A 20,021-nucleotide genomic window follows, 5' to 3' on the forward strand; every position below is an offset into this window, starting at 1 on the left:
TAAACAAAGCTAAACTGCCAGAACTAAAGAAGAAAAAACTTCAAAAGCCTGCAAAAGCAAGCAGGCTTCTCGGTGTAATCCTAAGTTTATAGTCTTAGGGGAATTAGTGACTTATGCAATTAGCCTATTCTATCTTTGCAACCAATTACCTAAAATTGCTGCAAAAATCGCAAATCGCTAGCATACAAGCGACGAATATCATCAATTTGGTGTAACACCATAGCAAAGCGTTCTACCCCAAAACCGGCTGCAAACCCAGTATAAATTTCTGGGTCATAACCCACAGACTTAAGTACATTCGGATCGACCATCCCGCAGCCCATCACCTCCAGCCAGCGACCATTCCACTGCAAATCCACCTCCGCCGAGGGTTCGGTAAAGGGGAAATAACTGGCGCGGAAGCGAATCGGTAAATCGCCAAATACTGCTTGTAAAAATACTTTAATTGTGCCTTTGAGGTCTGTAAAAGTTAGTCCCTCATCAATAGCTAAAAGTTCGATTTGATGGAAAACTGCTGAGTGAGTGGCATCGACATTATCTCGCCGATAAACTCGCCCTGGAGCCACAACCCGAATCGGTGGTTCTTCTCTTTCCATATAACGAATTTGCACTGACGAGGTATGAGTGCGGAGGAGATTGCCATCTGGCAGGTAGAAGGTATCCTGCATATCACGGGCGGGGTGGTCAGGCGGAGTATTGAGAGCCTCAAAATTATAATAATCTGTTTCCATCTCTGGCCCTTGAGCCACCGTGTAGCCCATACCAACAAAGATATCCAGCGCCCGGTCAATAATGCCGTTGAGGGGATGAATGCGACCTTGGGGGCTGTAAATTCCCGGCATAGTTACATCCAGGGTTTCCGCCTCTAGCTGTACCTGAATTTGCGCGGATTCTAGGGCGGCGCGTTGCTGGTCTAGACTAGTTTGCAGAGATTCTTTGACTGTATTGGCGATCGCTCCAATTTTCGGTCGTTCCTCTGCGCTCATTTGCCCCATACTTCGCAACAGTGCCCCCAGTTCCCCTTTCTTACCCAGATAATTAACTCTGAGTTCTTCTAGACGTTCTAGGGTGTCGGCGGCTGCGATCGCTTTTTCTCCTGATTGCCGCAGTGCTAAAAGTTGAGCTTCTAAATTGCTAGTCATTAGTTATTCGTCATTGGTCATTAGTCATTAGTTTATAGTCAAAAGCCGTGAACTGCTCGATAAATCAACTTACAGATAAGGGGCAAACTGTCGCCACTGTGTACTAGTGAGTATAAATGTTTTTTGCCACTTGTGACCTACGACATTGACAAATGACTAATAACAAATAACAAATAACTAATGACCAATAACTAGTGACCAATGACTAAATGACCAATGACTATGAAATTACTAATTAGCAACGACGACGGCGTTTCTGCCTTGGGGATTCGCACCCTAGCCAATTACTTGGCAGAGGCAGGTCATGATGTGAGTGTAGTTTGCCCAGATCGAGAGCGATCGGCAACTGGACATGGATTAACTCTCCACCAACCCATTCGCGCCGAAATTGTTGAGTCGATTTTTCATCCTGCTGTCAAAGCTTGGGCTTGCGATGGTACGCCTTCAGATTGCGTCAAATTGGCACTGTGGGCTTTGCTAGATACTCCCCCCGATTTGGTTCTCTCTGGCATTAATCAAGGTGCAAATTTGGGAACTGAAATCTTATATTCCGGCACTGTTTCGGCGGCAATGGAAGGTCTAATTGAAGGTATTCCCAGCGTAGCGCTGAGTCTTATTAGTCATACATCTAAAGACTTTCAACCTGCTGCTAAGTTTGCCAAAGTTCTCGTAGACCAGTTAGCCCAAAAACCTCTGCCAGATTTAATGTTGCTCAACGTTAATATTCCTGCTGTGAAGTGGGAAGAAATTGCCGGTGTTACTCTTACCCGTCAAGGAGTGCGGCGTTATATTGATGTGTTTGATAAACGAGTCGATCCTCGTGGAAAAACGTACTACTGGTTAACTGGAGAGGTAATTGAGGATGTAGAACCTCCAACTGGTTTAAATCTGCCAGAAAATGTACCGACAGACGTAAGTGTTGTCCGTAAAAACCACATCAGTATCACACCGTTGCAGTACAATCTTACCTACGCAGATGGACTAGATAAATTGTCTGACTGGGAATTTAATTTTCCGGGAATCATTTGACCTATCAGGACAAAACTGGGGTTATTCAAATGCATTCGATAAGAATGTAGGCTATAACGTAGGGGCACTCTTGAAATAACTGATACACATTCACCCTAAAAGCTAAAAAATCTTACCTGAGAGTATTTCATTCACATTTACACAATCGGTCAGAAACAGGGTATGCTGTTTTACCAAGAAATCCTCCCTCTAGCACAATCAGTAAGACAGCATAAACTTAAGCCAAATAAAGCAGCAATCCAAAATATCGCCCGCTCAGTCCAGCAAGCAACACCTATGTCTAGGATAGAGAACCAATTTACCGTACAATTTTGGGGCGTTCGCGGCAGCATCCCCAGTCCAGGGCCACACACTGTTCGTTACGGCGGTAATACCCCTTGCATATCAATGCAAGCGGGCGATAAACGCTTAGTTTTCGATGCTGGCACGGGACTACATGTTTTGGGGCAATCTTTGTTGCGCCAGATGCCGTTAGAAGCTCATATATTTTTTACCCATTCTCACTGGGATCACATGCAGGGTTTTCCCTTCTTTAGCCCAGGTTTTGTGAAGGGAAATGACTTTCATATCTACGGCGCGATCGCACCTGATGGTTCTACTATAGAACAGCGCCTCAACGATCAAATGTTGCACCCGAACTTTCCCGTACCCTTGCAGATTATGCAAGCTAATTTAAATTTCTACGATATTCGACCAGGGCAACCAATCCACATCGATGACCTTACCATAGAAACAGCACCTTTAAACCATCCAGGTGAAGCCGTAGGATACCGCGTCAACTGGCGTGGTGGTGCTGCTACTTATATCACCGATACCGAACATTTTCCCGATCGACTCGATGACAATGTGCTGTGGTTAGCTCGGAATGCGGATATTCTAATTTACGATTCCACCTACACAGACGAAGAATATCATTCTCCAAAATCCCCCAAAATTGGCTGGGGACATTCTACTTGGCAAGAAGCTGTGAAAGTGGCACAAGCTGCTAATGTCAAAACTCTGGTGATTTACCATCATGACCCAGCACACGATGATGACTTTTTAGATGGTGTAGGGAAACAAGCAGCTGCGAAATTTCCTGGAGCGATCATGGCACGAGAAGGATTGGTACTTCAAATTGCCACCTCAGTAGCCTTATCAGAATCTTTTCCTGTTAGTAAGTTTTCTACTTAAAGATTGCGATCGGAGGAATTGGAGATTTTAGATTAGATTGGTGATCGGAAGCTTTCAGCGCGAGAGCGTACCTGTTGGCTGCACGGTGAGACAGCACTGCCCAGAATTGTCACGCCAACCATAGGATAAGGGCAACAACAGGAGGAAACTACTTTATAGGATTCACCAACACAGTCCAGATACCCACAGAAGCCCTCTCTTGCGGCTGAACTGAGCCTAAAACCTCGTTGCTAGTCTCAACAAGGAACTAGAGCCTTTTTAGCTTTGGTATTTGTGGTTATCTGGAATTAGCAATTAGCTGTCAACCAATTTTAGATTTTGGGTTTTGGATTGAAAAAGATCGCTGTCTTCTCTGCGAGACGCTACGCGAAGGCTCAGGGTTAAACTGAGGATTTTGGATTTGTTCAGCCGATGAGGGGCGGGGCATTAATCTAAAATCTAAAATCTAAAATTCGTACACCATCTGGGGCTACTTCCGTGGGTTAGGATTTTGGCCGATCGCACAAGACCTGATGGGCAGTTGGTGAATGTCCTCCTCAAGGCGGTTTACCATAAGGTAGCTTCCTGCTGATAGCTAAAATAAACCTAAAATCTCAGAATCCACGTGCTAAATTTGTCTCAAAATGGGTGTTCTGTGTGGGTTGCTTCTTCAAGCGTTGGGCTGCTAACGCCGACTGCTGTTGCCCTTGGCAAGTTTGATGGTGTTCATCTTGGTCATCAAAGGGTAATTCAACCAGTCTTGCACGCTGGCGATCGCTTGTCAGTAGCCAGTAGTCCCCAGTCACAGGAAAATCAACAACTAGCGAATCAAGAATATACCTACTCAACAGTTGTCACCTTTGACCCCCATCCACAGGAGTTTTTCACGGGGCAACCCCGGACTTTGTTAACACCACTGGATGAAAAAGTCCAACAATTGCGATCGCTTGGGGTAGAACAACTGGTACTACTACCCTTTGACAAAGAATTATCTGCGTTGACCCCTGAAGAATTCGTCCAAAAAATTCTCGTGCAACAACTGCAATGCCAGCGAATTAGCATCGGGCAGGATTTTTGTTTTGGCGAAAAGCGCAGTGGTACTGCTAAAGATTTGCAACTAATCGCCGCCAAACACAATATCCCCGTTACCATCGTTCCCTTACAAACTTATACAGGTGAATCGCCCACAGAAAGTAGCTGCCTCAGTACTACTCCGACTCAAGATGCCCGCATAAGCACTTCATTGATTCGCCAAACCCTTGAGCAAGGGGACATCGAAAACGCAAATCTACTACTAGGTCGCCCTTACACTCTCTTTGGTGTTGTCGTTCAAGGTCAACAATTGGGCAGAACCATTGGCTTTCCCACCGCCAATCTCCAACTACCAAAAGAAAAGTTTTTGCCCCGCCAAGGAGTTTACGCTGTCCGCGTTTTTACTCTCAGTGAAACATCAGATGCTCTTTCTAGCGAGAGCTTGGGCGTAATGAACATCGGCAACCGCCCAACTGTAAATGGTACTTATTCATCTGCGGAAGTACATTTATTCGATTGGTCTGGTGATTTGTATGGCAAAAAACTGGCTGTAGAACTAGTTAAATTTTTGCGCCCCGAACAAAAATTTCCTTCTCTAGAAGCCCTGAAAACACAAATTCAACTTGACTGCGTTGTTGCAAAAGAAGTTTTGAGTGCTGAGTGGGAACAATAGATAAGGCATCGGGAATGGATTGAAAAGGCACAGGGGAAGAGGGTGAGGGGAAGAAATTCCTAATCCCCATTCCCCCTAATCCCCAATCCCTTATTCCCAATTCCCAATCCCCAATCCCCGCGCTGCATGAGAGAAAAAATTGACGCTTTAACCCAAAATCTGGCTCTTACTATTGTTGGTAAAGCAGAGGCAATACGCTTAGTGCTAGTAGCTTTGCTAGGTGGTGGTCATGCCCTCCTAGAAGATGTCCCTGGTGTTGGTAAAACTCTGCTTGCTAAATCCTTAGCTCGTTCGCTGGATGGCAAGTTTCAACGACTACAATGTACCCCCGATTTACTACCAACTGATATTACTGGCACCAATATCTGGAACCCAAAAAGCGGCGAATTTACTTTTCTTGCCGGGCCAGTCTTTGCCAATATCCTCCTAACTGACGAAATTAACCGCGCTACACCCCGCACTCAGTCAGCTTTGCTCGAAGTGATGGAAGAACATCAGGTAACAGTCGATGGTGTCTCTCGTCCAGTTCCCCAGCCGTTTTTTGTCATTGCCACTCAAAACCCTATTGAGTATCAAGGTACTTTTCCTTTGCCGGAAGCGCAAATGGATCGGTTCATGTTGTCGCTGAGTTTGGGTTATCCTTCGGAGACAGAAGAACTCCTGATGCTGCAAAATCTCCAAAATGGTGTGAAGGTTGCTGATTTGCAGCCTTGTATTACCTTGGCAGAAGTACAGGAATTGCGTTACCTCTGCTCTCAAGTAAAAGTCGCAACTTCCTTGCAACAGTACATCCTCGAATTGGTGCGAGCAACACGCCAAGATGAGGAAATCGCCCTTGGTGTCAGTCCGCGTGGTACATTAGCATTACAACGGGCGGCCCAAGCGCTAGCTTTTCTATTAGGGCGTGATTATGCTATTCCCGATGATGTAAAATTTCTCGTCCCTCACGTTCTTTGCCATCGCCTGATTCCTAGAGGAGGAAGGAATGCAAGAACTGTTGTTGAGCGATTATTGCGATCGGTTTCTATTCCTTAAGGTAATAAAAAAGGTAGATAACAGTTGCTTCTCAATTTTGGTCTAATTGCTTTCTCTTGAAATACTACTAACAGAATCTGAAATCCAATGCAACCCTGTACTCAAGTCAGGATAAACTTAAATTCCCCGATCTTGCTTGGATTTCAAATGTTAGGATCTCCTACAAAATAAGATAAAAGGTTCGGGTAATTGTGTTGGTTCCAGAACAGGCAGAAGCAGAAGAGGTTGATTCTGACGATACACCCGTTGAGGAGATTAAAGCCAGCTTAAAACTACCAAGATATCTTTTCTTGCATAGCTCAGTGTTGTGCCACTGCTATTAATCTTAGAGATGTATAGACGCAGAGCGGCTTGCCATTAATAAAACTAAAACTACTTACCCAAAATCCGAAACACTACCAATACAGCGTAAGTCCTATGATTAGCACAAGCGCCACTTCTAAATATCTGGGAATGTGAGGAATGTCAATTTTTATTAAGCGCAAAACCCGCGATCGCGATCGCCAAACGCCACAGCAAAGTGCCGAACGCCAATTCAAACGCCAATTTTTCGGTTTACTTTTGGTAATTGTTACGTGGAGCCTAGCTATGGGTTGGCTTCTAGCCTTAGCAACTAATGCCCAAAGTGCTACACCCCCCGCCGAAATTGGCACGGTTGACGTAGTACCTGCCCAGTACCAACTGGGGCAAGAACTGTACTTAGAAAACTGCTCTACCTGCCACATTGCCTTACCACCAGCCGTTTTACCCACCCAAACTTGGAAAAATCTCCTGCAAGACTCGCAGCATTACGGCGCACAATTAAAGCCTCTAGTCGATCCGCCGCGCATTTTGGTGTGGAAATATCTTTTGACTTTCTCCCGCGTTCAGCTAGACGATGAAGAAACACCCTATCGCGTCAATAACTCGCGTTATTTCAAAGCTTTGCATCCAGGAGTGAAGTTACCACGTCCCGTCCAGGTTGGTAGCTGTGTCAGTTGTCATCCCAGTGCTAGTGACTACAATTTCCGCCGCCTGTCAGCAGAATGGAAGTGAGGAATTAGGAGAGACGCGAAAAATCTTTGTCTGTACAGGAATTAGGGGTTGGAAAATTTAGAACTAACTCATAACTCTCTTCCCCCAGTCCTTCTCTGCCCCCAGTTGGGGGCAAAATGATACTATGAAGAAAGACTAAATAGTAAGATAAGAGTTAAAACCAATCATTTAAGAAACTAACTGACTAGTTTTTCTCCTGTTTTTGAGGTAATTCTCATTTCACACCCATCCACGACCAAGACGGTTGGGTTGGGTTAAATGTTTATAATCAATGCCGACCCTTTAATCCCCATCCCCTTGATTCAGTTCTATAACCTGCCATGTTAAAACTTTTGTTGGGCGACCCCAACGCTCGTAAGCTTAAAAAATACCAGCCTTCTGTTACTGAAATTAACCTTTTAGAGGAAGAAATTAAGGTTCTTTCCGACGATCAGTTAAAAGGTAAAACTGTCGAATTTAAACAACGACTCGCCAAAGGCGAAGCCCTGGATGACCTATTGCCAGAAGCTTATGCCGTTGTTCGGGAAGCAGGACGGCGAGTCTTAGGCTTGCGGCACTTTGATGTCCAACTGCTTGGCGGTATCATTTTGCACGTAGGGCAAATTGCCGAAATGAAAACTGGTGAGGGTAAAACACTTGTAGCAACCTTGCCGAGTTATTTAAATGCCCTAACTGGTAAAGGCGTACACGTCATCACTGTGAACGATTACCTGGCTCGTCGGGATGCTGAATGGATGGGGCAGGTGCATCGGTTTTTGGGGCTGAGTGTGGGGCTAATCCAGTCAAGCATGACTCCCAGCGAACGCCAGAAAAACTACGATTGCGATATCACTTATGTCACCAACAGCGAAGTCGGTTTCGACTACCTGCGGGATAACATGGCGACATCAATGGCAGATGTGGTGCAACGCCCATTCAATTATTGCGTGATTGACGAGGTTGACTCGATTTTAGTTGATGAGGCGCGGACACCTCTGATTATTTCTGGGCAAGTGGAAAGACCTACAGAAAAGTATCTGCAAGCGGCTGAAATCGCATTTGCACTCAAAAAAGACGAGCATTATGATGTAGATGAAAAAGCTCGTAACGTGCTATTGACAGATGAAGGCTTTGCTGAATCGGAAAATCTTTTGGGAGTCACAGATTTATTTGACCCCGAAGATCCTTGGGCGCACTTCGTTTTCAATGCGATTAAAGCCAAAGAACTTTTCCTCAAGGACGTAAATTACATCGTCCGCAATGGGGAAGTGGTGATTGTGGATGAATTTACCGGCCGGGTGCTACCCGGACGGCGGTGGAGTGATGGATTACACCAGGCTATTGAAGCCAAAGAACACGAAGAGATTCAGCCAGAAACTCAAACTCTAGCGACAATTACTTATCAAAATATGTTCTTGCTGTATCCAAAATTGGGTGGAATGACGGGAACGGCAAAAACGGAAGAACCAGAATTTGAAAAAATTTACAAACTAGAAGTTGCGGTAATTCCCACCAACCAAACCAGAAGACGTGAAGACTTATCTGATATGGTCTTTAAGACAGAAGCTGGCAAGTGGGGGGCGATCGCTAAAGAATGTGCCGAAATGCACCAACTCGGCAGACCTGTATTAGTGGGAACCACTAGCGTCGAAAAATCCGAACTTCTCAGCCGACTGCTGAAGCAACTGGAAATTCCCCACGAATTGCTCAACGCCCGACCGGAAAACGTCGAGCGGGAAGCGGAAATCGTCGCCCAAGCTGGACGCAAAGGTGCTGTTACCATTGCTACTAACATGGCTGGTAGAGGTACAGACATCATCTTGGGTGGGAACTCCGAATACATGGCACGTCTGAAGCTGCGGGAATACTTCATGCCCCGTATCGTTATGCCAGAAGATGAAGATAACTTTGGCGTTCAAAGACCAGCCGGATTGCCTACAGGACACGGTGGTGGTCAAGGCTTTGTCCCTGGCAAAAAAGTTAAAACTTGGCGGGCTTCACCAGAAATTTTCCCCGCCCAATTGACAAAAGAGACAGAAAAACTACTGAAAGATGCAGTAGAAATTGCAGTCCGTGAGTATGGCGATCGCAGTTTACCGGAATTGGAAGCAGAAGACAAGGTAGCTATAGCCGCAGAAAAAGCTCCCATAGACGATGCAGTGATTCTTAAATTACGGGAAGCTTACAAGCGGATTAAGCAGGAATACGAACAATTTACTACCCGCGAACATGATGATGTTGTGGGAATCGGTGGTTTGCACGTAATTGGTACAGAACGCCACGAATCGCGGCGGATTGACAACCAGTTACGGGGACGTGCAGGTAGACAAGGCGACCCTGGAACCACGAGATTCTTCCTCAGTTTAGAGGATAACCTACTGCGGATTTTTGGTGGCGAACGTGTTGCTGGGTTAATGCAAGCCTTCAACGTAGAAGAAGATATGCCCATCGAATCGGGGATGCTTACCCGCAGTTTGGAAGGCGCACAGAAAAAAGTAGAAACCTACTACTACGACATCCGTAAGCAGGTGTTTGAGTATGACGAGGTGATGAACAATCAACGTCGTGCTATTTACGCCGAACGCCGGCGGGTGTTAGAAGGTCAAGATTTGAAAGAACAGGTAATCAAGTACGCTGAAAAAACGATGGACGACATCGTAGATTACTACATCAACATAGACTTACCCTCGGAAGAGTGGGAGTTAGAAAAGTTGGTTGAGAAAGTCAAAGAATTTGTCTATCTGCTAGCAGACTTGCAGCCAAATCAATTAGAAGATATGTCAGTCAGCGAGATTAAAGCCTTCCTCCACGAACAGGTGCGAATTGCTTACGATCTCAAAGAAGCGCAGATTGACCAAGTTCAACCCGGACTGATGCGCCAAGCCGAACGCTTCTTTATTTTGCAACGCATTGATACCCTGTGGCGGGAACACCTGCAACAAATGGATGCCTTGCGCGAATCGGTAGGATTGCGTGGTTACGGTCAAAAAGACCCGCTAATTGAGTATAAGAGCGAGGGTTACGAACTCTTCTTGGATATGATGGTCAACATTCGCCGAGATGTGGTTTATTCGTTGTTTATGTTCCAGCCTCAGCCGCAGCAGATGATGCAGGCTTCGTCTGAGATGGTGTAAGTAGAGAATATCTCATGCAGAGACGCAGAGGCGCAGAGTGTGCTTTTGCGTCTTTGTATTTTAAGGCATCTCTCAAAAAAAGTTGCGATAAATGGCTACACAAAATTTATACTAATTAATGAAAAATCTTTTATTTATCTGTAGCCAGAATAAACTGCGAAGCCCCACCGCCGAGGTTGTGTTTTCTGAATATGAAGGATTTGAAACAGAGTCGGCAGGTTTAGATCGCTATGCTCAAGTACCATTATCAACAGAAGCTATTCAATGGGCTGATACGATCTTTGTGATGGAAAAATCCCATAAAAGCAAGCTATCAAAAAATTTTCAGCCATTTCTTAAAGATAAAAAAATTATTTGTTTAGATATACCTGATGACTATGAGTATATGGAACCAGCTTTAATTGAGTTGTTAAAACAGAAAGTTCTACCAATATTAAAAATTAAACAATGAATATTCAAGAAGCTTTTAATTCTGCCGCCGGAGATTATGATAACTTACGTCGGATTCTAATTCCCTGTTTTGATGACTTTTACAAAACAGCCGTTGAAATCATCCCAGGCGATTGGACTGCACCGCTTAAAGTTCTAGATTTGGGTGCTGGTACTGGACTTTACTCAGGTATGGTTCAGTCAGTCTTCCCCAATGCAGAGTTCACCTTACTAGACTTAGCCCCTGAGATGCTAGAGAAAGCTAAGTTTAGATTTAGCAAAATGGGTAAATCTCCCAAAATCTTAATTGGTGACTACATTGAGACCGATTTGGGTGATTCTTACGACCTTATCATCTCTGCCTTATCGATTCACCATCTTTCTGATTTCGACAAAGAACTTCTTTATCAACGGATTTATGATGTCCTAAAACCTGGTGGAATATTTGTCAATGCCGACCAAGTTCTCGGCAAAACTGCTGATTTAGAAGAACTTTATCGCCAACACTGGTTAGACTCTATCCGCGCTAACGGTATATCAGAAGAGGATCTGAAAGCTGCACAAAAACGCATGGAATACGATCGCATGGCAACTCTTGATATTCAACTTCGCTGGCTAGAAGCGGCTGGATTCCAAAATGTGGATTGCTGGTATAAAAATTTTAGCTTTGCTGTTTTCGGTGGTTATCGACCAACTATTTAACTAGTATATTTTTGATCGAGATTCCATGCAGAATTGATTATTTACCAGAACAGTAGCTATTAATTTCCTTGACTATTGAACTTTCTTCGGTACTACTTTGTTTCAGAGATACCAAAAAGCCCTGTGCTGCTGGTATATTCTTTTTATCTATAGCGCCTGCTGCATTATTCAATTGCTTGCTAATGTTCTGATAGAGTGTGATAAAGCGTCCTTGAAAACCCTGCAACTTCTCATCCTTAATTTCGAGGGTTTTCATCTCTTGGGTAAGTGGATCTATCTTACCAGCAAGTTCAGTTAAAGCTTTAGAACCTTTAGCCGGATTGGGGTTTTTACCGAATTCCTGACCTAGAGTAGATGCCTGATTCGCAACTTTTATAACTTTGTTACATTGGGCAACCTTACTTTCTCCGCAACCTGCAAATAATAATGCGATCGCAGTAGTGACTGAAAGCATAAAACTTTGTTTAAATACACGTTGCATTTGTTCTATTATCTCCAACTATGTTTCGGGAAAGTTGGACAGCAGAAATAAATGGCCAGCGAAAATGCTTTTTTCTAACTAAAAAGAATCTTGATTTCTGTTGCCCTGTTACTTTATACTTCATTTTGTCCATAATGTGTATGTAATTACACTTAAGTAGCAAAATTTAACATTCTATAGTCGGGTTGCGCTTTACACTCCCAATTTTGGAACTAACTTCAATGTCGCAGCAGTACTAGCAGTAACCTTCTTTTGCTCCCACAACATAGGGTGGTATTCAATCTTGCGCCAAGAGTCAACCATATCGTTGTAGTGGTTATGGAAAGCATGTCCTGATTGTCCGGGTGTATGAATCGCGACTGAGTTATCCAAATTTCCCAAATCTACAATCATCCGCAGAGAAGGAATATCTGTCACCTCAAAAGATTTATTTGCTCTCCATCGGTTAGCATTCACTGTTTCGCCGTTACCAGCCGTGGCAAATGCACCACGATTAAATAAAGCTTCAATCGGTGCAACCCCAGATTTACCCAATGTGGCATTCCGAAAAGTAACAGTATGTAGTTTGCCCCAATTCCAGTTTTTCGGATCTTTGCTTTGAACCCGTTCTAGTTCATCCACAGCTTCCGTAAAGGATTGCCGCAAAATTTCGTCGCGGTTCTCAACTTTTGGGGTGTTGCGATTATCCCACCAAGAACTATTAGGCTGTTTTACCAAATTTGCTACCACAGCATACCAGCGATCGCCCCCATTGGGAAAATATCTCTCAGGCAACCGATCGTGAAACGTATCTGCTAGCAAGTGTTTCCAGAATACTTCAAACAAGGCAGCAGCAGGTGATGTCATTCTTAACTGCAAATTCCAATCTTGCAAAAGTTTTTGGGCTGCTTGTAAACGTGGAGTCTCAACAATGATAGATTGCAGTAGCGGTATTAATATTTGGGCATTGAGATTGCGATCGTCACCTTGTATTTGCTGCACATCTTCCACAGAAATCGGTTCCGTTTGTTCTGAAATCATCTCAACGATGCGCTTCGCCCGATAGCCATAAACCCAGTCTGCGGTAATTAAGTAAGGATATTTACGCATAACTAAATTATTAGCAGTAGCAATATAACCTTGAGATGGATTGAAACTTTTGGGTAACTTCTCAAAGTCAATATAGCCTTGCCATTCATAAGCATCCGTCCAACCGGGAACGGGATAACGCCCCTTTCCCTTGGCACGGATGGGGAATTTACCAGGCATTTGGTAGCCAATATTGCCATCAATATCGGCGTAGACCAAATTTTGAGCCGGGACATCATAATTTCTCGCAGCAGTGCGGAATTCTTGCCAGTTTTGGGCGCGATTTATTTGGGGAATGGCATCCGCTAGTTTAGAAGGTTCTAGGGCTGTCCAGCGCAGGGCTACGGCGTAGTTTTGGGGTATTTCTAACGGCTGACTTGGTTGGAACTCCTTCAGATTGGGCGAAACATCAGAGAGAATCGGCCCGTGTCGGGTATAGCGAACCGTTTGGATAATTGGCTGACTTCCGGCAACTTGAATCGTCTCTTGCAGGAGTTTCATATCAACCCATTTGCCATTTACCTCATACTGATTGGGGTTGTTGGGATTGATTTTCTCAATGTATAAATCCATTACATCAGATAGTACATTAGTTACACCCCAAGCAATGCGATCGCTATGACCGATAATCACCCCAATCATTCCCGCAAAGGAAAAGCCAGTAACGTTGTAAGGACATTCTGCACTCTTAGATATACAATGCAAACCAACCTCATACCAAATAGAGGGTATTTGCACACCTAAGTGGGGATCGTTTGCTAAAATTGGCTTACCTGTATCTGTGCGATCGCCAGATATTACCCAGTTATTGGAACCAATGCCTATTCCCGTTGGCCCGATAAGTTGTTCCAAAGCCATCATCGGCTTGGTAATTGCCTGCATTACCTCCTCAATATCAAAGGCGGTAAATGGCGGATCGTCAGAATTTTCATCCTCTCCTGTTTTCTCTTTTTGGAACTCAGGTAAAATCGCTGGCAAATCTTGAGGATATGGCGGATAAAGTTCTTCGACTTGCGCGGGAGTAAGGGTTTTGAGCAGGATGGCACGTTCAACCTCACTCTGGAAATTTGTACCCAAATCGTAAGCCATCACTTTCCCCCAAGTCAGGGAATGCAATATTTGCCAAGGTTCTGGCTTATACCCAGGATTGAGGAATTTTAGCACAGCGTATTCTAGACTGAGAGCGCTGCCTTGATGCTCCTTCAGATAGGCATTGACACCATCCGAGTATGCTTCTAGATATGCCTTCATCTCTGCATTAATTTCTTTAATTTCTTGCTGCGCCACCCTTGCCCAACCCATTGTCCGCAGATATCTGTCAGTGTCAACCTGAGAAGAACCAAACATTTCTGATAGCCGCCCAGAACCGATGTGTCGCCAAAAATCCATTTGCCAAAAACGGTCTTGGGCGTGGATATAACCTTGCGCCATAAATAAATCGTGGGAGTTGGCAGCATAAATCTGGGGAATTCCCCATTTATCGCGCTGGACGGTTACTTCCGCTTTGAGTTCAGGTAGTTGAATTGTGCCACTCTCTTGAGCAAAAGATTGACGCACAATGGATGTGGCGAATCCCGCTAACAATAGCCCCAGCACTAACAGCACAATCAAAGTTCTTGTGATAATCTGAGGAAACCAACGTTTCCTGAAGCTTTTTATTTTGGCTGGCTGTGGCATTGTTTAGTAAAATCACGTGATGTTACAAAGTTGATATTACAGTAGAGCGAGCAATATTGATTTAATGCCTGTTCTACCACCTTTACAATCAAGAAAGCGACGAACGACTAGCTGAACGGCGAAGATTGCGCTGAACTGTTCAAACCTGACACAGGCATTCACTTACACAGCTAAAATGATTCCAAGGGAACTCTTCAGCAGAACCACAATGCTGAGAATTAGCTTAAAAATATCTTATTGGTGCGATCGCAGGAGGCAAAAAATGGGCTTGGCTGGATTAAGAATTGTGTTGGTAGAACCAGCTGGGCCGATAAATATCGGGGCGATCGCCAGAGTAATGAAAAATTTCGGGCTATATAATTTAGTATTAGTGAACCCCCAATGCGATCCGCTATCGACGGAAGCTTTGATGATGGCTGTTCATGCTCAGGAAATTATCGAATCTGCGGAATTAGTGGCGACCTTACCAGAAGCATTGCATGGATGTGTACGGGCGATCGCTACCACCGGTCGCGTTCGCAGTTTAGAAACACCTTTAGAAAATCCCCGCACCGCACTACCTTGGTTACTGGAGGAACCAGAAAAACCCGCAGCCCTGATTTTTGGCAGGGAAGACCGGGGATTAAGCAATGAAGAATTAAATTATGCCCAGAGGTTTGTTGGTATTCCCACAAGTCAAGATTATGTAGCCCTAAATTTGGCCACCGCCGTAGCAATCTGTTGTTATGAATTGTCACAATGCGCCCCGCAATCTGACATTCAGACCTTACCCCAAACTGAACTCGCTCCCTTAGATGTTGTAGAAGGATACTACCAGCAATTAGAATCACTATTACTGAAAATTGGTTATGTATATCCCCATACGGCAGCTAGTCGCATGGGAAAATTTCGCCAACTATATAATCGCGCTCACCTGAAAACTGGGGAAGTAGCAATGCTCCGAGGAATTTTACAGCAGGTAGAATGGGCCCTGAAAAACCAAAGGGATGGTGAAAACTTGTAATTATTCGTTTAATATATACGCAATCATCCCCCCAAAATATTTAATATGGCTTAAACTAAACACAAAAATGCTACTTAGTGGCAAAGTGGAATTTGAGTATTAATATTGCTTAAAGATTAAGTTTTGGGTCAGGAGTCTGCAAGAAAACAGTCAAGTCGGTCACAAGGAGTAACTGTGTCAGAGTCAAGTGACGAACTAACAGCTTTCTCGCGGCGACAACCCTTAAATCGCCGCCAACGTCCACAAAAAGTTCAAAAAGTGGCACAAAAGAAAGTTAAAGCTAACAGCCAGCAACAAGCTACCAATGGACGAGAAGCAGCGCTAGCACGCCCAAAAAATCGCATCAGTCCTCCCCCAATGCCTGGTGCTACACGCAGGGTAAAATCGGGGTTAGTCATGCCAACAGCAGTCAAACCAATACCTACCGTGAAAGGGAAAATTCCTCCTTTCCGACCAGGTGCTGTGATGGTTAAAGCTGTGCGGATGGAAAAGCCAAAGACAGGTAGGCGCTCATCGCGGAAGACGCGGTTAAAGCCAATGGCGAAAACTATATTGTATATTGTGCGGTTATTGATTGTGGGTGTTGGGATGGGTGCAATTGTGGGCACTGTGTTATCAGTATTAGACCCAGCGAATCGCATCAGCACCACTTCTGCGCCCCAATCTAATAGTAATGTGCGATCGCAGCCGCAACCAGCCCAAACTCCCCCAACCGCAGTTTCCAGCCTATACCTATCCCAGGAAATTACCTCTTTGAAAAATGCCGTGCAAAATTTGGCCACCACCAACCCAAATCTTACACCCGGCGTTTTCTTGGTAGATTTGGATACTGGTAATTATGTAGATGTCAATGGCTCTACCAGTTTTCCGGCGGCTAGCACGATTAAAGTGCCGATTCTGATTGCCTTTTTCCAGGATGTGGACGCGGGGAAAATTCGCCTGGATGAAATGCTGACCATGCAACAGGATGCAATAGCTGGCGGTTCAGGAACTCTGCAATATAAACCAGCTGGAACCCAGTACGCCGCTCTAGAAGTAGTCACTAAAATGATTACAATCAGCGACAACACGGCGACAAATATGCTGATTGCCAAACTGGGTGGGATAGAGGCGTTAAACCAGCGTTTCCGCAGTTGGGGATTAACAACCACAACAATTCGTAATCAACTGCCAGATTTGCAAGGGACAAACACCACTAGTCCCAAGGAACTAGGGAATTTGATGGCGATTGTGAGTCAAGGAAATTTAGTCAGTGTGCCATCACGCGATCTCATGCTCGATATCTTGCGTCGCACTGAGAAAAATACTCTGCTACCATCAGGTTTGGGAACAGGCGCGAGAGCCTACCACAAAACGGGTGATATCGGCACAATGTTGGCAGACACAGGTTTAATTGTTGTTCCAACTGGCAAGCGCTATATAGCCTCTGTCATGGTACAACGCCCCGAAAACGATCCTCGCGCTGAAAAATTGATTAGCTCAATTTCTCGTGCTGCCTACGAAGAATTTAGCCAGAATGCTGCCGTATCCAATAGTCCGACAAGCATTATACCCGCAAATGGTTATCAGCCCCAGGTTGCGAATCCTGCTTTACCCAACGGTACAACAGGCACAGTGCCCATGAATATTTATCAGCCTCCTGTTGTCAGTCCTCCACCCAACGGTATAGGAAGTACTGTACCTACAAACGGTTATCAATCTCCAGTTATGAATCCCCAGTATTATCCACCAAGATAATTCATAATTAAAAACGACAGTTTGATTTTAATTTGGCTTGAAATCCCTATGCCATAAATGCGATCGCTAGATTGCTAAAAACAAAGCTAAACAATGCTGTTGTCTTTTAACTCTTAACTTTTTTGATATCGCATTCCTGGCAGTTGCGAAACTAAACCCATAAGTTCCAACTGTAACAAAGCACTGGAAACTGAACCAGAGGCCATGCCGGTTTGTTGAACAATAAAATCGAAGGGTAAAGGATCGCTTGTGAGTGCCTCCATTACTCTTTGCAATTCTGGTGATAAAGTTGGTAAACTTAACTGTTCTGGCACTGTAGAAGCCTCAATTCCATCAATTTGTGGGATTGCTCCCAGCATTGTTAATAGTTCATCTAGTTCCTTAAGAATGAAAGAAGCTCCCTGGCTTAGTAACTTTAAGCACCCTTGGGATGGATAATCGTCCAGTCTCCCAGGTAATGCATATACATCTCTGCCAAATTCATTGGCGTAGGTAGCAGTAATTAAGGCACCAGATTTAATCGGTGCTTCCATTACCAGGATGGCGCGGCTTAAGCCTGCAATAATGCGGTTGCGACGGGGGAAGTGCGTGCGATTGGGTGGGGTTTTGGTGGGATACTCACTCACGACTAACCCAGCCATCAAAATTTGCTTGTACAAATCCCGATTTTTATGTGGATAGATGACATCTACACCAGTTCCTAAAACTGCGATCGTCCGTCCACCTGCTTTCATGGCGGCGATGTGGCTTTCTGTGTCAATTCCCTCTGCCATCCCAGAAACAACTGTAAAGCCGTTTTTAGCTAAAGCTGTACTAATTTGGCGAGTCCAACGAATACCATATTCTGAGGGTTGGCGAGTGCCGACAATTCCAACCATCGGTTTTTGTCCGAGATTTTCTTGGAGTTCGACTTCACCACGATAGTATAAAATCGGTGGAGGACTGGGAGTTTCCAGCAGTAAGCGAGGATAATCTGCATCTGCTGGTGTCCAGAAATTGGGGTTTTCCTGCTGGTGTTTGGTGAAAAGTTGTTCTGGGTGCAAACGCGATCGCTGTTGTACTACTTTTTCTAGTGTCTGAAAACCCAAACCTTCCACCTCTCCTAACTGTACCTTGCTAGCGTTCCAAGCTGTTGCCAGCGTGCCAAAATGCTGTTGCATCCGTCGCAGCAATACCGGGCCAATTCCCGAAATTTGCGTCCAAGCTAGCCAATATGCGCCTTCTTCTACCACCATTCCATCCTCACTCCTACTGGATTGAGTATTCCCAATCCCCAATCCTTAATCCCCAATTCCCCTTGACTTTTGACTCTTGACTCTTGACTATTAACTATTGAGTATTATTTTTTGATCTTCTGTGATGAAATATTTCTATCGTCTTCTAATAAGCCTATCTGGGTGCTTAATATTTTTGCTGCTACATAGTTGTTTTGATTTGTTGCCTAGTTTAGCAGCCGAAAAAGTTACTGTCAGGTACGGATTGTTTGAGCAATCGATCCCAGTAGCAGATATACGCAACTATGGCGAGACACAAAAGGTTTCTGGCGATCTAAAATCTTTTTTAGGTTACTTCAGCGCTAAAGATAAACAGAAGTTTCAAGATGCTCTTCAGGTGAAAATGTCCCTTGATATTGCGGCTTTAGATAAGCTGATCAACACAGGAATGGGCAAGCAAATTTTATCTTTTGTTTCCCAAGCGACTGTCTTTCCGACACGTTCTGCGATCGCCGGTAGCGATCGAGGCAGTATCCAAGCGCTACGATCTGCTATTATCTTAGGAGCCAAATCACCTGAAGGTTTAGGAATAACCAGCTTTCTAGAAGCCTATCCTAGTAATCAACTAGTCTTGGACGTATCAAAAATTTCTCAGCTAGTCAGCATGGCCAATTTATCTTCTGGTTCTGCTAGCGCACCGCCGAAAGACGACGTAAGTTCTTCACCGTTAGGGCAAATTGCGCTGCAATATCAGATACTTGCTGCTCAAGATAAACAGTTCTCAGGTTGCTTATTTGGCGATTCTGTTTCGGCTGAACTTGGCAATACTCTTGGGAATGGTACTTTTAATTTTGGGTTAAATGGTCTGAGTACAATCTCTTTACTGGAGCAACTTAAAAGTTTAATTCCTACCAAGGTGAAATGTGAAAAAGCCATTATTGCCATCGGTGGAAACGATGCTTGGTATGGAATTAGTGATGAGTTGTTTAGCAAAAACCTGCAAGCGGCGATCGCACTTGTCAGAACAATGGGAAATAAACAGATTTTTCTGATTCCAGCTTTTTATTCAACAGTTGCAGCCAGCTTAGATCCAACTTTAGCAGCCCCACTTCCTAGAGTCGAACAAATTAATGTTCTGATTAATCAAGTTGCTGAGGCAGAAAAAGTCCCAGTTGAAGCAGCAGGACTAGCACCCTTGTATGAAAATAATGTTCTTAAAGAAAATTTGACAACTGATGGCGACCATCTGAATGCAGAGGGGCTAAAAATTTATCGACAAGCATTATTACAAATTCTGCAAAAGTAATATAGCTATCCTAAATAATTGGTAAAAATTTTAGAGATGATTGGGCGAATAGAATTAACTGTTGACGAATTAATAGAAGGTCTAATCCATTCGCCCCAATCCATCTTAATTTCTTTAAATGGTCGTGGCGTTAGCTAAGGGACTTCCAAATAAAAAAATATCCCAAATTTTCTTGTGGGATGGGCATCTTGCC

General features: G+C 44.3%; 16 protein-coding genes. 12 read left to right on the top strand and 4 right to left on the bottom strand.

From position 1 onward, the window contains the following. Positions 1-149 precede the first annotated feature (149 nt). Positions 150-1,142 (bottom strand): phenylalanine--tRNA ligase subunit alpha, encoded by a 993-nt coding sequence (gene pheS / locus CDG77_RS07355; RefSeq protein ID WP_094328739.1) that lies wholly within the window; start codon positions 1,140-1,142, stop codon positions 150-152. Positions 1,143-1,364: 222 nt separating this feature from the next. On the opposite strand from pheS, the gene surE reads away from it, so the two are divergent. The 9 genes from surE to CDG77_RS07395 all read left to right on the top strand — a co-directional run bounded on the left by surE (position 1,365) and on the right by CDG77_RS07395 (position 11,342). Next, complete coding sequence (surE, locus tag CDG77_RS07360; RefSeq protein ID WP_094328740.1) at positions 1,365-2,171, top strand: 5'/3'-nucleotidase SurE; 807 nt, start codon at positions 1,365-1,367, stop codon at positions 2,169-2,171. Positions 2,172-2,447: 276 nt separating this feature from the next. Continuing rightward, positions 2,448-3,344 carry an MBL fold metallo-hydrolase gene (locus CDG77_RS07365; protein WP_094328755.1) on the top strand — a complete coding sequence of 299 codons (897 nt, stop codon included), beginning with the start codon at positions 2,448-2,450 and terminating at the stop codon, positions 3,342-3,344. A gap of 604 nt (positions 3,345-3,948) precedes the next feature. Continuing rightward, a complete protein-coding gene (locus tag CDG77_RS07370; RefSeq protein WP_094328741.1) occupies positions 3,949-5,028 on the top strand; it encodes a bifunctional riboflavin kinase/FAD synthetase in 1,080 nt (359 codons plus the stop codon). 126 nt (positions 5,029-5,154) lie between these two features. Then, positions 5,155-6,063, top strand: coding sequence for an AAA family ATPase (locus tag CDG77_RS07375; RefSeq protein WP_094328742.1), 909 nt, complete (start codon positions 5,155-5,157; stop codon positions 6,061-6,063). Between the two features lie 191 nt (positions 6,064-6,254). After that, entirely contained in the window at positions 6,255-6,386 is a 132-nt protein-coding gene (locus CDG77_RS38450; protein ID WP_262985138.1) for a hypothetical protein, read from the top strand. Positions 6,387-6,525: 139 nt separating this feature from the next. Beyond that, complete coding sequence (locus CDG77_RS07380; RefSeq protein ID WP_223269731.1) at positions 6,526-7,098, top strand: diheme cytochrome c; 573 nt, start codon at positions 6,526-6,528, stop codon at positions 7,096-7,098. A 320-nt stretch (positions 7,099-7,418) separates the two neighbouring features. After that, complete coding sequence (gene secA / locus CDG77_RS07385) at positions 7,419-10,211, top strand: preprotein translocase subunit SecA (RefSeq protein ID WP_094328743.1); 2,793 nt, start codon at positions 7,419-7,421, stop codon at positions 10,209-10,211. Between the two features lie 118 nt (positions 10,212-10,329). Continuing rightward, complete coding sequence (locus CDG77_RS07390) at positions 10,330-10,662, top strand: low molecular weight protein tyrosine phosphatase family protein (RefSeq protein WP_094328744.1); 333 nt, start codon at positions 10,330-10,332, stop codon at positions 10,660-10,662. After that, positions 10,659-11,342 carry a class I SAM-dependent methyltransferase gene (locus CDG77_RS07395; RefSeq protein WP_094328745.1) on the top strand — a complete coding sequence of 228 codons (684 nt, stop codon included), beginning with the start codon at positions 10,659-10,661 and terminating at the stop codon, positions 11,340-11,342. Before CDG77_RS07390 ends, CDG77_RS07395 begins: the two co-directional genes overlap by 4 nt. 37 nt (positions 11,343-11,379) lie before the next feature. Here the strand turns inward: CDG77_RS07395 and CDG77_RS07400 are convergent, their stop codons facing one another. After that, a complete protein-coding gene (locus tag CDG77_RS07400) occupies positions 11,380-11,823 on the bottom strand; it encodes a hypothetical protein (protein WP_094328746.1) in 444 nt (147 codons plus the stop codon). Between the two features lie 192 nt (positions 11,824-12,015). Next, positions 12,016-14,568, bottom strand: a complete 2,553-nt coding sequence (locus CDG77_RS07405; protein ID WP_190233919.1) for a penicillin acylase family protein — start codon at positions 14,566-14,568, stop codon at positions 12,016-12,018. Between the two features lie 262 nt (positions 14,569-14,830). Here CDG77_RS07405 and CDG77_RS07410 point away from each other — a divergent pair, with 262 nt between their 5' ends. Both CDG77_RS07410 and CDG77_RS07415 read left to right on the top strand, forming a co-directional pair. Continuing rightward, complete coding sequence (locus tag CDG77_RS07410) at positions 14,831-15,571, top strand: RNA methyltransferase (protein WP_094328747.1); 741 nt, start codon at positions 14,831-14,833, stop codon at positions 15,569-15,571. A gap of 174 nt (positions 15,572-15,745) precedes the next feature. After that, positions 15,746-17,308 carry a serine hydrolase gene (locus CDG77_RS07415; RefSeq protein ID WP_190233920.1) on the top strand — a complete coding sequence of 521 codons (1,563 nt, stop codon included), beginning with the start codon at positions 15,746-15,748 and terminating at the stop codon, positions 17,306-17,308. Between the two features lie 113 nt (positions 17,309-17,421). Here the strand turns inward: CDG77_RS07415 and dprA are convergent, their stop codons facing one another. Continuing rightward, positions 17,422-18,540 (bottom strand): DNA-processing protein DprA, encoded by a 1,119-nt coding sequence (gene dprA / locus CDG77_RS07420; RefSeq protein ID WP_094328758.1) that lies wholly within the window; start codon positions 18,538-18,540, stop codon positions 17,422-17,424. Positions 18,541-18,718: 178 nt separating this feature from the next. Here dprA and CDG77_RS07425 point away from each other — a divergent pair, with 178 nt between their 5' ends. Then, positions 18,719-19,828, top strand: a complete 1,110-nt coding sequence (locus CDG77_RS07425) for an alpha/beta hydrolase (protein WP_223269732.1) — start codon at positions 18,719-18,721, stop codon at positions 19,826-19,828. Positions 19,829-20,021 lie beyond the last annotated feature (193 nt).

This window comes from Nostoc sp. 'Peltigera membranacea cyanobiont' 213, from assembly GCF_002245975.1.
Classification (GTDB): Bacteria; Cyanobacteriota; Cyanobacteriia; order Cyanobacteriales; family Nostocaceae; genus Nostoc.

Coding starts and splice junctions, on each gene's coding strand:
- CDG77_RS07395 (WP_094328745.1), top strand. CDS start 10,659: ATGAATATTCAAGAAGCTTTTAATTCTGCCGCCGGAGATTATGATAAC.
- CDG77_RS07375 (WP_094328742.1), top strand. CDS start 5,155: ATGAGAGAAAAAATTGACGCTTTAACCCAAAATCTGGCTCTTACTATT.
- CDG77_RS07390 (WP_094328744.1), top strand. CDS start 10,330: ATGAAAAATCTTTTATTTATCTGTAGCCAGAATAAACTGCGAAGCCCC.
- surE (WP_094328740.1), top strand. CDS start 1,365: ATGAAATTACTAATTAGCAACGACGACGGCGTTTCTGCCTTGGGGATT.
- CDG77_RS07365 (WP_094328755.1), top strand. CDS start 2,448: ATGTCTAGGATAGAGAACCAATTTACCGTACAATTTTGGGGCGTTCGC.
- CDG77_RS07400 (WP_094328746.1), bottom strand. CDS start 11,823: ATGCAACGTGTATTTAAACAAAGTTTTATGCTTTCAGTCACTACTGCG.
- CDG77_RS07410 (WP_094328747.1), top strand. CDS start 14,831: ATGGGCTTGGCTGGATTAAGAATTGTGTTGGTAGAACCAGCTGGGCCG.
- secA (WP_094328743.1), top strand. CDS start 7,419: ATGTTAAAACTTTTGTTGGGCGACCCCAACGCTCGTAAGCTTAAAAAA.
- CDG77_RS07405 (WP_190233919.1), bottom strand. CDS start 14,568: ATGCCACAGCCAGCCAAAATAAAAAGCTTCAGGAAACGTTGGTTTCCT.
- CDG77_RS07380 (WP_223269731.1), top strand. CDS start 6,526: ATGTCAATTTTTATTAAGCGCAAAACCCGCGATCGCGATCGCCAAACG.
- pheS (WP_094328739.1), bottom strand. CDS start 1,142: ATGACTAGCAATTTAGAAGCTCAACTTTTAGCACTGCGGCAATCAGGA.